Origin of the sequence: Streptomyces sp. NPDC002181 (assembly GCF_042890485.1) — a bacterium.
Lineage (GTDB): Bacteria > Actinomycetota > Actinomycetes > Streptomycetales > Streptomycetaceae > Streptomyces.
This window is the reverse complement of the sequence record NZ_JBIASC010000002.1, coordinates 79,980-92,403: the sequence shown is the minus strand read 5'-3', so window position 1 is coordinate 92,403 and position 12,424 is coordinate 79,980. Positions and strand designations below refer to the sequence as shown.

Genomic DNA, 12,424 nt, shown 5'->3' with positions numbered 1-12,424 from the left:
GCAGGTGCGGAAGATCGCGTTCTTGAGGTCGGTGGGCATCCGGCGCGCCGACCCGTACGTCCAGCGGGCCGTACGGGCTCTGGCGGCCGAGGGGATCGAGGCCGGGCTGTTCCACACCAGCGGCGCCGCCGGTGACGAGGACTTCCCCGGCCACCGGCGACGGCTCGATCGCGGGGTGACGCCGCGGGAGCTCGCGGACGCGGTGGCCGCCTGGGGGGCGGACGCGGCGGTGTCGATCTCGCTGCCGTGCGAGAACGCGCTGCGCGACGCCGCGGCCAAGGCCTTCCTGGACGCCGAGGGCATCCCGACGGTCATGACCCCGCTCGCGGCGACGATGCTGCTGGTGGACAAGTGGGAGACCAAGCAGCTCTGCGAGCGGGCCGGGCTGCCGGTGCCCGAGGGGTTCCGCGTCGACTCCGATCCGCTGTCGGGGCGGGGGCTCCCGGTGCCCGGGTACCGGGACGCGCTGCGCCTGAGGGCCGGACGGATCGGCTACCCGCTGATGGCGAAACCCCTGTGGGACTCGACCAGCACGGGCATCCGTACGGTGCGCGGCCCCGCGGACCTCGACGCGTACCTGGACACGTACCTCGACACCTCCCTCGACACCTCCCTCACGCCCGGCCCGCAGGCGGTGTCGGCGGTGGTGGAGCAGGTCGTCGAGGGCGACCTGTGCAGCGTGGACATCGTGGGGCGCCCGGGCTCGTACCGGGTCCTGCCCCTGTGCTGGACCGGACGTGCGGGGGCCGAGCCGGTGTTCACCTTCGCCGACCTGCGGTGGTGCGGTCCCCGGGAGGAGGCGGACGCCGCGTTCGGCGAAGTGGCCGGCACGCTGGTGGACCTCTGCGGCAGCCTGGGAGTGTACGGGTCGGTGAACGTCGACATGGTCTACACCGGCGGCCGGTTCGTGGTCCTGGAGGTCAACCCGCGCATCGGCGGCGCCACCACCCTCTCGTGCGCCGCGTCCGGCACCAACACCTTCACCTCCCTCGCCCGCATGGCTCGCGGCCTGCCCGTCCCCGGGGGCACGGCACGACGGACCGGCTGGGCGATCGAGTTCCTCGCCACGGACGGCATACCGGCGGCGGTGGTGGCCGAACTCCGCCGGAACGTCCGCGTGGTCACCGCCCATGAGCTGGTCATCGACGGCGCCTCCCACGGGGACATCGTCGTGATCACCCTCGCCGAGGGCGAGGAGGAGCGGACCGTGAAGACCCTGACGGAGCTGCACGGGGCGACCGGCTTCCCCGCGGCCGAGGTCCTGGTCAAGATCAGCACCTTGCTGAACCGGTGAGCGCGGCCACCGAGACCCGCCGCCCGCGCACCGCGGCGGACCGCCTCGGCCTGCCCGTACTGCGCGGGCACGGCCTCTTCATCACCGGCAACCTCATCGATTCCGTCGGCAACGGCATGCTGCTGCCGCTGGGCCTGCTGTACTTCACCGAAGTCCAGGGCCTGCCCCTGGCGCAGGTCGGCGCCGCGATGACGGTGGGGCAGGCCCTCGCCCTGCCCGTCACGTTCCTCGCCGGACGCCTCATGGACCGCGTCGGGCCGAAGCACGTGGTGGTGTGGGCGAACGTCCTCTCCGCCGCGGGGTTCGCCCTGTTCCTGCTCGCCCGCGAGCCGTGGCACGTCGCCGGCGTGTACGTGCTCGTACAGGCCGGCATCAACATGTACTTCACCGCGCAGCGCACCCTGATCACCCACGTCACCCGGGCCGGCGAACGCCGTTCCTGGTTCGCGTTCACCGGCTCGCTGCGCAACGTCGGGCTCGCCGCCGGGTCCGCGGCCGCCGCGGGCGCCCTGACCGTGTTCGGGAACGGCTCGCTGCGCTGGATGATCGCGGTCGACGCCGCCACCTACCTCCTGGCCGCCGCCTGCTTCGCCGCCCTCACCACCCGCCCGCCGCAGCCGGACGGAGCGCCCCCGAGCGCCCTCGTGACCCGGTCCGACCACACCCGCCGCTACCTCCTGCTCGTGGCCGTCAACCTCCCCTACGTCCTCGCGCAGGCCGCCCTCGCCGTCCTCGTCGCCGTCTACACCACGCGGGCGCTGGACCTCCCCGCCTCGGCGGCGAGCCTGCTGTTCGTCGTCAACACCGTGATCGTCTCGGCGTGTTCGACGGCCGTCACCGCGTACCTGGCGCCGAAGGTGCCCCGGCGCGCCGTGGCCCTCGGATACCTGATCATGGCCGTGGGGATGGCGGCGTTCGCGCTGCCCGCGCTGCCCGCGCTGCCCGGTGTCGCCGCCACCGCCTGGGCGGCCCTCATCGTGGCGATCGCCCTGTTCAGCGTGGCGGAGATCTTCCTCGGCCCGGCGCTGAGCGAGCTGTCCGTGAGCCTCACGCCCCAGGCCGCGGGTGGCTTCACGCAGGGCCTGTACCAGTTCTCGTGGGCCGTCGGCATGGTCGCGGCTCCCGCCGTGTTCACCCTGCTGCTGGAAGCCGGACCGCTCCTCCCGTGGAGTGCGGAAGCCGCCGCCTGCCTGATCGGCGCACTCGCCGCGCCCGCCCTCAAAGCCCCCAACCGCCACCGCCGAAGGAATCCGCGTTGATCACGAGCGTCATCGAGTCCGTCCACGAGGTCCCCGCCGCCGAATGGGAGCACCTCGCGCGGCCGGGCGGCCTCTACCTCTCCCACCGGTGGCTCGCCGGCGAGGAGGAAGACCCCACCGCCACCCGCGCGTACGCGCTCGTAAGGGACCGCGAAGGCGCCCTGCTCGCCGCCGCCCCCCTGCACCTGGTACGGGACGAGCCGAACGACGGCTACCGGCCCGAGACCGTACTGCCCCCGCACCTGCGGCCCCGCGTGATCGCCGGCGCCCGGCGCGGCTACCACAACACCCCGCTCACCGCCCCCGGCCTGGACCCCGGCCGGCGGGACGCCTGCCTCGCCCTCCTCCAGGACGCCGTACGCCGCTTCGCCGACCGGCACGGCACCACGCACTGGTGGCCCTACCTCACCACCACGGCCGCGGCCCTGCTCGCCCCCCTCTACCCGCGGCCCGCCCTCCACCTGGAGGACGACGCGCTCATCCCCCTCCCCGGTGCGGGCATCGACGACTACATCTCCTCGCTGCCCTCACAGCGCCGCGTCGGCGTACGCCGCGAACGCCGCCTGTTCGCCGCGGCCGGCCTCGACGTACGCCGACAGGTGCTCTCGGACTGCTTCGAGGACGCCGGAGTCCTCCTGGCGGGACACCAGCAGGACCACGGGCACGACCGGGACGGCATCGACGCGATGACCGGCCTGCTGAAACGGCAGGCGGTGGCGATGGGCAGCGAAGCGCGTGTGGTGGCCGCCTACGACGGACACCGGATGACCGGCTTCTGCCTCTACTACCACTACGGGACCACGACGTGGATCCGCGCGGTCGCCCTCGATCGCGAACACCCGGCGCCCCACCTGTACTTCAACCTGATGTACTACCTGCCGATCGAGGAGGCCTACGCCCGCGGCACGACCGCCCTGCACGCGGGCATGACGACCATCGAGGCCAAGCGCCGCCGCGGCGCCGAGGTGTCGGGCCTGTACGCCCTGGTCGACCGGCACCCCGCGGGGTCCGGAGGCCCCCGGGTCAGGACAGCACGGGATCCACGTCCGCTTCCGTCAGCCTGACCGTGCACAGCCCGCCGCGCTCGCTCTTCACGTCCGTCACCCTGAGCTGCGTGCCCGGCGCGAGGATGTACTCCTCCTCCCCGGTGAAGGCGGAGAAGCTCCTGATGCCGACCGCCTTGGCGGGCGTCACCTCGAAGAGCGTCCGCTTGCCGCGGCTGCCCAGGAAGGACCGGGCCACGCTCAGCTCGGAGGTGCACGAGGACACGCCCCACCAGGTCACCGTCCGGCCCACCGGGTACTGCGAGCGCAGGTCCAGCGACACACCGCGCCACAGCGGCTCCGTACGGGCGGGCAGTCCCGACACCGCCGAGAACAGCAGCCGCAGGTACGGCAGATAGGGCGTGACCCCGGTGCGGTCCGGGGAGCGCAGGACGGCGTTGATCTCGCGGTAGAACGCCGACTCGCAGGTGTAGAGGTGGAGCGCGGCGATCGCGTCCGCGGACAGACCTCCGCCGGACGCCTCGTCCGCCCGCCGCTTGCCGAAGTCCCGCGAGCGGTCGATGTGTCCGGCGAGCCCGGACAGCGTCTCGGCGACCGGCGCGACCGCCTCCTGGAAGCCCATCAGCGGGGTGGCGAACACACCGGTGATCGCCGGGAGGACCAGGCCCTCGTCCTTGACGCCGCTGAGCCGCTCCAGGTACAGCTGGTGCAGGTTCATGGTCGACTCGATGAAGGCCCCCATCCGGGCCGCCACACCCCCGTCCGCGCCGCCGGCGCCGCCCGAACCGGCCACCGCCGCCCCCTCGTTCCACCCCTTGCCCGGCAGCCAGTCGATCCCGTCGGAACCCAGCGACGCCAACGCCTCGTTCACCGTGGCGAAGTGGTCGCCCTCGCAGAAGATGTCGCCCTGCGCCGCCGGGTTCGCGTGGTCGATGTGCCGGACCTCGACGTCGGGGTACTTCTCCTGGAGCCGCAGGACGACCTTCTTGAGGGCCCTGGCGTGCGCACCCCACCAGGCGAACACGACCCCGCGGTCCTCCTCGCCGGCCTCCTGCTTGGCCTTGAGGATCTCCTCGACGATCCGCTCGGCGACGGGCCGCCAGAACGCAGTGTGGCGCTCGGCACCCATCGCTCCGTCGCCGCTGGCGGTCAGCGAGGCGTTCAGCAGCAGTACGCCCTGCGTGAGCATCGCCTGGAACCACTCCGGCGGCTGGACCGTCTCGTGCTCCCGCAACAGCGCGCGGACGTCGGCGATCGGGGTCTTCTTGGCGATGCCGTACTTCCACATCGCCGCCGCCTTGATGATGCAGCGGATGCTGACGACCCTGCCGAACTGGCTGTCCTTCCAGTCGTTGAACGTGTTGTCGAACATGGCGATGCCCGTCGCGCTCTCCGGGCGCGGGTACGGGTTCTGGCCGAAGACGACGACCTTCCACTGGTGCGGCGGATGCGGCTTGAGCGCCTGGAAGGTCAGCTCGCGGACCGGGACCACCTCGGGGCTGCGCCCCTTCCCGATGAACCGGGCGGCGTCCGGCTGCGCCTCGATGACGGGCTTCAAGAGCGGCAGCCAGGGCTCACCGCCGCCGTCGAAGAGCTCGGCGAGGCCCAGGACGTCGGCAGCGGGCTTCGGCGGCACGATGCGCACCCGCTCCTCGACCGGGCGCTTCTCGATGCCGCTCAGCTGCGCGGTGATCGTGGCCCGCAGCTCGTCGTCCTCCTCGAACCAGTGGTCCTGGAACAGCGTGTAGCCGGTCCACATCAGGTTGGCGCACACCCTGGCCGGCACCCGGCCGGTCTGCGCCCCCATCCCGACCAGCGCCACGGAGCGGATGCTGCCCGGTGCCTTCCGGTTCTGCCGGTGGACGGCCTGGAACGCGGCGGCGCACGCCAGGGCCACGTTCAGCGTGGCACTCACGTTCTGCGAGGACTCGACCATGGTCGGCGTCGATATCAGGAACCGGGGAACGGCCGTCCCCGAGGGGACGCAGACGGCGCTGCCCACCGGCATGGCGCCGGCGAACCGGTCGCGGACCGCCCGCCGCACCCGCAGCTGGATGCCCGATCCGAGGTGCCGTTTGATGGCGGCGTCCACCCCACCGTCCATCCGGCCCCGGGAGTTCGTCGGCGTGACCCAGGCGTCGACGTCCTCGTCGAGGATCGAGCCCCGGCGGATCTCGATCCCGGGGGTGTCCGCGAAAGCGGCCCGCCACGCCTCCACCACGCGCTCGTTGACGTCTGTCAGCACCACCCTGAGCACAGGCAGAGCACTGCTCTCGGTCATCGTCCACTCCTGTCGGAAAACGGCTCGTGCAACACCCCGAACGTAACGGCCGCCACTGACAGTTCTGCGTCCCGCGCATCCGGGTGACCTCGCGGATGGCCGCGGCGGCAGCGGGCATACGCCGGGGGATACGGCACGGAGAGCAAGCGAAAGGCCCCGCATGCGCAGCGTCGGCGTCGAGGAAGAACTGTTGCTGGTCGATCCGCGGACCGGCCGGCCGGCGGCCTCCGCCGGCGCCGTGCTGGCATCGGCCCTGCGGTCCGGCGGCCGGGCGGCGGGCGCGGGCGGAGAGATCCCGCTGGAGAGGGAACTCCACAAGGAACAGGTCGAGTGCGCGACGCGCCCGCTGACCCGGATGGACGAACTCCACCAGGAGATCCGCCGGTGGCGGGCCGAGGCCGCGCGCCACGCCGAGGCCGCCGGCGTCCTGGTGGCGGCCCTCGCCACCTGCCCGCTGCCGGTGGAACCCTCGCTGAGCGTGGGGGAGCGCTACCAGTGGATCGCCCGGCAGTTCGGCCTGCCCGCCCAGGAGCAGCTGACCTGCGGCTGCCACGTGCACGTGGCGGTGGAGTCCGACGAGGAGGGAGTGGCGGTGCTCGACCGGATCCGCCCCTGGCTGTCGGTCCTCACCGCACTGAGCGCGAACTCACCGTTCTGGCAGGGGGAGGACACCGCGTACGGCAGCTATCGCAGCAGGGTATGGAACCGCTGGCCCTCGGCCGGCCCGGTGGACCTCTTCGGCACGCCCGAGCGCTACCACGAACGGGTGAGGGCCATGGTCGCCACCGGGGCCATCCGGGACGAGGGGATGATCTACTTCGACGCGCGGCTGGCAGCCTCCTACCCGACGGTGGAGATCCGTGTGGCCGACGTCTGCCTCGACGCGTCGACGGCCGTGCTGCTGGCGGCCCTGGTACGCGGCCTCGTGGACACCGCGGCCCGTGACTGGCGGGCGGGCGAACCGTCCCCCGCGGTCGACACGAGCCTGCTGCGGCTCGCCGCCTGGCGGGCGGCCCGGTCCGGGCTCGACGGACCCCTGATCCACCCGGCCACCCTGCGCGAGGACTCCGCCGCGACCGTGGTCCGCGCACTGTACGGCCATGTCCGGGAGGCCCTGGAGGACAACGGGGACGCCGGTTTCGTCAAGGAGGGCCTGGCCGGGCTGCAGGCCCGCGGCAACGGCGCCCGCGTGCAGCGCGAGCTGCTGCGCGCGGACGGCGACCTGGCCTCCGTGGTGCTCCGGTGCGCCCGCCGCACCCTCGGGGACGAGACCGGGGCCGGCAGCGGCCCCGTGCGGTCCGGCTGACACCCCGGGCGGCCCCGGCTCAGCCCAGGAAGGACAGCCGTACCGTGCGGCGGGGGTTGTCCCGGTTGGTGTCCACCAGCACCACCGACTGCCAGGTGCCGAGCGCCAGCTCGCCCCCCACCACCGGAAGGGTGGCGTGGGGCGGTACGAAGGCGGGCAGGACGTGGTCGCGACCGTGGCCGGGGGATCCGTGCCGGTGCCGCCAGCGGTCGTCGGCGGGCAGCAGCGTGCGCAGGGCGTCCAGCAGGTCGCCGTCACTGCCGGCCCCCGTCTCGATGACGGCCAGTCCGGCCGTGGCGTGCGGAGTGAACACATTGAGCAGCCCGTCGCGGCCCCGGGCGGCGTCCCGCAGGAACTGCGCGCACGCCGCGGTCAGATCGTGGACGGTTTCCGCGGACCCCGTCGTCACGTCGAGGGTCCGTGTGGTGAACGTGTCGGTCATGCACCCATCCTGGCCGGGTCCCTCCCGCGTCGCGAGGTCGAGCCGGTGCGATGCCGATAGGGACGGAATTCGGGGGTACACGCCGTTCGAGGCGCCACGGCGGTCACCACCGCCGCGCCGATCCCCAACCTGAGGACGAGGGCATCATGATTCTCATCGGACTTATCCTCCTGGTCATCGGTTTCCTGACCGGGATCTCCATCCTGTGGACCATCGGCGTCATCCTGCTGGTCGTGGGCGCGGTGCTGTGGATCCTGGGCTCCGTCGGGCACGCGGTCGGCGGCCGGCGCCACTATTGGTGACCGCACCCCGCGGTGCGCACGGCACGGGCGGGCCCCTCACGGGGGGCCCGCCCGCCCGCGTGCTCCCCGGGCCCGTTCGGCGTTGAACTGGGCCCCGGTGAGCAGGGCCAGGTTGGCGATCCAGAGCCAGACGAGGAAGACCACGATGCCCGCCAGCGAACCGTAGAGCCGGCCGTAGGTGTCCAGCTCCGTGTAGAGCGTGAAGAGCACCGAGGCGGCCAGCCAGAGCAGGGCGGCCAGTACCCCGCCGGGCAGGCCCCGACGGGTGCCCCGGCTCCGGTCCGGACCGGTCCTGAAGAGGATCAGCACCAGGAGGGTGACGGCCGCGAGCAGTACGGGCCAGCGCAGGAACGCGATGGCCTCCGGCCCGATCCCCCCGGCGGTCCGCGCCAGCCAGCGGGCCGACGGCCCGGACACGACCAGCACCGCGGCGGCGACGACGAGCAGGACCAGCAGCAGCGCCGCGTTGATGAGCAGGGTGTGGGCCGCGCGCAGCGGGGGCCGCCTGTCGGGCACCCCGTGCATCGCGTGCAGGGCACGGCGGAACACCGCCAGGTAGCTGCACGCCGACCACAGGGCGCTCAGCAGGCCGCTGATCAGCAGGGCCCACATCGACGGCTGCTCCGCGGCGAGCCCGCCGAGCGCCTCGCGCAGCACCTGCGCCGACTGGGGCGGCGCGTACGAGGTGAGCTCGGTGATCAGCCGGTTCCGCGTGGCCCCGCCCAGCAGTCCCACGAGGGAGACCGCGATGACGAGCGCGGGCAGGAGCGCGAGGACGGCGTAGTACGTGAGGGCGGCCGCGTGGTCGGCGAGGTTGTCGGTCCAGACGCGTACGGCCGTACGCCGCAGCTCGGAGCGGGTGCGCGCCGCGAGGGCGGCCGCGGGCGGGCCGCTCCGGAGGGATGAGGTGCGGGGGATGTCGGTCACGCTGCGCAGGTGCCCGTCGGGCCCGGCCGCATGCGCCGGGCCGGGGCCCGCAGCCGGTCCTCGCGCACCGGGCGCCCCACCCCGAGTACGGGGCGGCCCGCAGGGTACACGGTCCCGCATGACATGGAGGCATGTGCGACAGAGTGCAGGCAAGCGCGTGGAGCGGACGCCCACCGCAGAAGACGTGACGACGACCGCACCGGTCCGGCGCGCTCCGGTCCATCCCGCCGTCCGTGCGTCGGCCATGGTGACCGCCTTCGCCGGAACCGTGCTGTTCGGCGTGGTCCTGGCCCGGCTGACGCTGGAACCGTCCGCCGCCTCGGCGGCCCTCGTGCACGCCAACGTCCGTCCCGGCAGCTCCATCAACGCCTACCTGGAAGGGACTTCGGCGACCGAGGCCGTGCGCCAGGTGGGCGGGAACGTGGTGCTCGGCCTGCCGTTCGGCGTGCTCCTGCCCGTGCTGCTGCCCCCGGCGCGGGGGCTGGTGCGGGTGGCCGTGGTGACGGCCTGCCTCATGACGCTGATCGAGCTCGTCCAGGGCGCCCTCGTCACCGGACGCGTCTTCGACATCGACGACGTCATCCTCAACACGGCCGGCGCGATGCTCGGATACCTGCTGCTCGGCCGCCGCCTCGGCCGGGCCGTTCATCCGCGCCGCCGGCACTGGTGGACCCGGTGGACCGGGAAGTCGCCGCGACACAGCGGGAGTTAGTGACTCGTGAGTACTGCACACCCCATCGGTGACAGGCGTGACTGTCGCCCTGTCCGCCCGACGTGACACCTTCGGATCTGCCGCCGACCGAGGGAGCAGGTGTGAACAAGGGGTACGCCGCCTTCTGCGACGCCGACCGATGGTTCTACGACGCGCCGTACCGGCGCGCCGGCGAGAGCTACCCGGCCGCGCTCGCCCCCGTTCCGCCGGGGTGGCGCTCGCACCGCAGCGGCGACTGGCTCGCCCTGCGCCCCGCCGACGCCGAACTGCCCGCACAGGGCTGGAAGATCCACGTCTCGGCCACGCTCGACAACGCCGAAGCGCTGCTGACGACGGTGTACGAGTACTGCACCGCCCGGCGCATCGCCTTCAAGTTCATACCGAGCCGCTACCTGCTGCACCTGCGCAACGCCAAGTACGCCGACCGCGCGGCGAGCGGCAAGTTCATCACCGTGTACCCGGCCGACGAGCAGCAGTGCCGCCGCATCGCGGAGGACCTCGACGCCGCGCTGGGCGGGGCGGCGGGTCCGTACATCCTCAGCGATCTGCGCTGGGGCGCCGGACCGGTCCACCTGCGCTACGGCAGTTTCACCCTGCGGCACTGCTACGACGAGCACGGCGAGCTGGTCCCGGCGATCGAGACCCCCGACGGGCGCCTCGTACCGGACCCGCGCGGACCGGTGTTCCAGCCGCCCGAGTGGCTCGAACTGCCCGCCTTCCTGGAGCCGCACCTCGCGGCGCGCTCCGCGACCACCCTCACCGACATCCCCTTCACGGTGGAGCGGGCGCTGCACTTCTCCAACGGCGGCGGCGTCTACGCCGGCAAGGACAGCCGCACCGGCGAGTCCGTCGTGCTCAAGGAGGCCCGCCCGTACGCCGGGCTCGCCGCCGACGGCGCCGACGCGGTGACCAGGCTGCACCGTGAACAGGCAGCGCTGGAACGGCTGTCGGGCCTGGACTGCGTGCCCGCCGTACGGGGCACCTTCACGGTCGGCGACCACCACTTCCTGGTGCTGCAACACCTCGACGGCAAACCGCTCAACACCTACTTCGCCCGCCGCCACCCGCTGATCGAGGCCGACCCCGGCCCGGCGGAACTCGCCTCGTACACCGAGTGGGCGCTGAAGATCCACCGCCGCGTCACCGAGGCCGTGGAGGCCGTGCACGCCCGTGGCGTGGTCTTCAACGACCTCCACCTCTTCAACATCATGGTGGCGGAGGACGAGAGCGGCGAACCGTCCGTCGCCCTGCTGGACTTCGAGGCCGCCGCGCACGTCGACGAGGGACTGCGGCAGACCGTGGCCAACCCGGCCTTCGTCGCCCCGGCCGAGCGGCGCGGATTCTCCGTCGACCGCTACGCCCTCGCCTGTCTGCGGCTCGCCCTCTTCCTCCCCCTGACCAGCCTGCTCGTCCTGGACCGGGCCAAGGCCGCCCATCTGGCGTCCGTGGCCGCCGCGCAGTTCCCCGTACCGAGGCGGTTCCTCGACGAGGCCGTCGAGGAGATCCTGTCCGGCGCCCCGCAGGGCGCGCCGGGCGGGCGCCTGCCCGCACCGCCCGGCCCGTACCTGCCCGTCGAGCCGGGGGACTGGCCGGCCGCCCGTACGTCGATGAGCGCGGCGATCCGCGCGAGCGCCACCCCGGAGCGCGAGGACCGCCTCGTGCCCGGTGACATCGCCCAGTTCGCGTCCGCGGGCGGCGGGACCGGCTTCGGCAGCGGCATCGCCGGGGTGCTCCACGCCCTCGCCGAGACCGGCGCCGACCCCTGGCCCGAAGCCGAGGAATGGCTGCTGGAGCGGACCGCGGAACCGGCCTCCGGCACCCCGCTCGGCTTCTACGACGGCCTCGCCGGCACGGCCTGGACCCTGAACCGGCTCGGACACGCGGAGCGCGCCCTCGCCCTCGCCGAACGGCTGCTGCACCAGCCCTGGCAGAGCGCCGGCCCCGACCTGCACGGCGGACTCGCCGGCATCGGCCTGGCCCTGGACGCACTCGGCACCGCGAGCGGCGAGGGCGGGCTGCACACCGCGGCCCTGCGCTGCGCCGAACTGCTCGCCCGGCCCGAACAGCGCCCCGCCCGCGCCGGACTGATGTACGGGAACACCGGCCCCGCCCTTCTCTTCCTGCGGCTGTACGAACGCACCGGCGACAAAGAGCTCCTGCTCCAGTCCGCACGGGCGCTCCACCGCGACCTCGACCGCTGCGTCACCAGCGCGTTCGGAACCCTCCAGGTGAACGAGGGCTGGCGCACGATGCCGTACCTCGGCCAGGGCAGCGTAGGGATCGGCATGGTCCTCGACGACTGGCTGGAGCACGCACCCGACGAGCGGTTCGAACAGGCCCGGCGCGAGATCGTGAAGGCGGCCCAGGCGACCTTCTACGCCCAGCCCGGGCTGCTGCGCGGCGCCGCCGGGATGATCCTCCACCTGGCCCGCACCACCACTCCCGGCCCGGGTACGGGCCCCGAGGACATCACCCGCCAGATCGACGCGCTGGCCCGGCACGCCGTGCCGTACCAGGGCCATCTGGCCTTCCCCGGCGAGCAGATGATGCGCCTGTCCATGGACCTCGCCACGGGCACCGCCGGCGCTCTCCTCGCCCTCGGCAGCGCCGCGCCCGGCGGGCGCGCGCACCTGCCGTTCCTCCCGCCGCTGCGGCACACCGCGGCGGCCCCAGAGCCGGCCCCGTCCGGGGCCGTGACCCATCGCACCACTCGACAGAAGAGGAATCTGACATGACGCTTCTCGACCTGCAGTCGATGGAGACCCCCAAGGAAGAGGTCACCGAGCTGCACGGCGGCGGTGGCGGTGGCGGCAGCCGGGCCAGCCTGCTGCTCTGCGGCGACAGCAGCCTGAGCATCACGACCTGTAACTGACACAGGTCACCTCGGGCCCGGGCGG

11 protein-coding genes are annotated in these 12,424 nt (G+C 73.2%); 8 read left to right on the top strand and 3 right to left on the bottom strand.

The features are described 5' to 3' along the window. Positions 1 to 4 precede the first annotated feature (4 nt). The 3 genes from ACFYXV_RS06635 to ACFYXV_RS06625 are packed head-to-tail and all read left to right on the top strand — an operon-like array spanning position 5 to position 3,617. The gene (locus ACFYXV_RS06635) at positions 5 to 1,294 is read left to right on the top strand and encodes an acetyl-CoA carboxylase biotin carboxylase subunit family protein (RefSeq protein WP_389382184.1); all 1,290 of its coding nucleotides are present in this window, start codon (positions 5 to 7) and stop codon (positions 1,292 to 1,294) included. Next, positions 1,291 to 2,553 (top strand): MFS transporter, encoded by a 1,263-nt coding sequence (locus tag ACFYXV_RS06630; RefSeq protein WP_389382183.1) that lies wholly within the window; start codon positions 1,291 to 1,293, stop codon positions 2,551 to 2,553. The genes ACFYXV_RS06635 and ACFYXV_RS06630 overlap by 4 nt, the downstream gene beginning before the upstream one ends. Then, positions 2,550 to 3,617, top strand: coding sequence for a peptidogalycan biosysnthesis protein (locus tag ACFYXV_RS06625; protein WP_389382182.1), 1,068 nt, complete (start codon positions 2,550 to 2,552; stop codon positions 3,615 to 3,617). Before ACFYXV_RS06630 ends, ACFYXV_RS06625 begins: the two co-directional genes overlap by 4 nt. Here the strand turns inward: ACFYXV_RS06625 and ACFYXV_RS06620 are convergent. Continuing rightward, positions 3,577 to 5,838 carry an ADP-ribosyltransferase domain-containing protein gene (locus ACFYXV_RS06620; RefSeq protein WP_385470591.1) on the bottom strand — a complete coding sequence of 754 codons (2,262 nt, stop codon included), beginning with the start codon at positions 5,836 to 5,838 and terminating at the stop codon, positions 3,577 to 3,579. The two genes, ACFYXV_RS06625 and ACFYXV_RS06620, sit on opposite strands and share 41 nt — an antisense overlap. 160 nt (positions 5,839 to 5,998) lie before the next feature. Here ACFYXV_RS06620 and ACFYXV_RS06615 point away from each other — a divergent pair, with 160 nt between their 5' ends. Beyond that, positions 5,999 to 7,144, top strand: coding sequence for a glutamate--cysteine ligase (locus tag ACFYXV_RS06615; RefSeq protein ID WP_389382181.1), 1,146 nt, complete (start codon positions 5,999 to 6,001; stop codon positions 7,142 to 7,144). A 19-nt stretch (positions 7,145 to 7,163) separates the two neighbouring features. On the opposite strand, the gene ACFYXV_RS06610 is transcribed toward ACFYXV_RS06615, so the two are convergent. Then, positions 7,164 to 7,586, bottom strand: a complete 423-nt coding sequence (locus ACFYXV_RS06610; protein ID WP_389382180.1) for a YjbQ family protein — start codon at positions 7,584 to 7,586, stop codon at positions 7,164 to 7,166. A 146-nt stretch (positions 7,587 to 7,732) separates the two neighbouring features. On the opposite strand from ACFYXV_RS06610, the gene ACFYXV_RS06605 reads away from it, so the two are divergent. Next, entirely contained in the window at positions 7,733 to 7,888 is a 156-nt protein-coding gene (locus tag ACFYXV_RS06605; protein ID WP_383350596.1) for a DUF6131 family protein, read from the top strand. Positions 7,889 to 7,924: 36 nt separating this feature from the next. On the opposite strand, the gene ACFYXV_RS06600 is transcribed toward ACFYXV_RS06605, so the two are convergent. Beyond that, positions 7,925 to 8,815 carry a YihY/virulence factor BrkB family protein gene (locus ACFYXV_RS06600; RefSeq protein ID WP_385470585.1) on the bottom strand — a complete coding sequence of 297 codons (891 nt, stop codon included), beginning with the start codon at positions 8,813 to 8,815 and terminating at the stop codon, positions 7,925 to 7,927. A 118-nt stretch (positions 8,816 to 8,933) separates the two neighbouring features. Here ACFYXV_RS06600 and ACFYXV_RS06595 point away from each other — a divergent pair, with 118 nt between their 5' ends. The 3 genes from ACFYXV_RS06595 (at position 8,934) to ACFYXV_RS06585 (ending at position 12,399) form a co-directional block, all read left to right on the top strand. Then, positions 8,934 to 9,527, top strand: a complete 594-nt coding sequence (locus ACFYXV_RS06595; RefSeq protein WP_389382179.1) for a VanZ family protein — start codon at positions 8,934 to 8,936, stop codon at positions 9,525 to 9,527. Positions 9,528 to 9,628: 101 nt separating this feature from the next. Beyond that, positions 9,629 to 12,262: a class III lanthionine synthetase LanKC gene (gene lanKC / locus ACFYXV_RS06590; protein ID WP_389382178.1), complete on the top strand. Its 2,634-nt coding sequence runs from the start codon at positions 9,629 to 9,631 to the stop codon at positions 12,260 to 12,262. Further along, positions 12,259 to 12,399, top strand: a complete 141-nt coding sequence (locus ACFYXV_RS06585; protein WP_366104031.1) for a SapB/AmfS family lanthipeptide — start codon at positions 12,259 to 12,261, stop codon at positions 12,397 to 12,399. Before lanKC ends, ACFYXV_RS06585 begins: the two co-directional genes overlap by 4 nt. Positions 12,400 to 12,424 lie beyond the last annotated feature (25 nt).

Coding starts and splice junctions, on each gene's coding strand:
- ACFYXV_RS06595 (WP_389382179.1), top strand. CDS start 8,934: ATGACATGGAGGCATGTGCGACAGAGTGCAGGCAAGCGCGTGGAGCGG.
- ACFYXV_RS06585 (WP_366104031.1), top strand. CDS start 12,259: ATGACGCTTCTCGACCTGCAGTCGATGGAGACCCCCAAGGAAGAGGTC.
- ACFYXV_RS06610 (WP_389382180.1), bottom strand. CDS start 7,586: ATGACCGACACGTTCACCACACGGACCCTCGACGTGACGACGGGGTCC.
- ACFYXV_RS06605 (WP_383350596.1), top strand. CDS start 7,733: ATGATTCTCATCGGACTTATCCTCCTGGTCATCGGTTTCCTGACCGGG.
- ACFYXV_RS06620 (WP_385470591.1), bottom strand. CDS start 5,838: ATGACCGAGAGCAGTGCTCTGCCTGTGCTCAGGGTGGTGCTGACAGAC.
- ACFYXV_RS06615 (WP_389382181.1), top strand. CDS start 5,999: ATGCGCAGCGTCGGCGTCGAGGAAGAACTGTTGCTGGTCGATCCGCGG.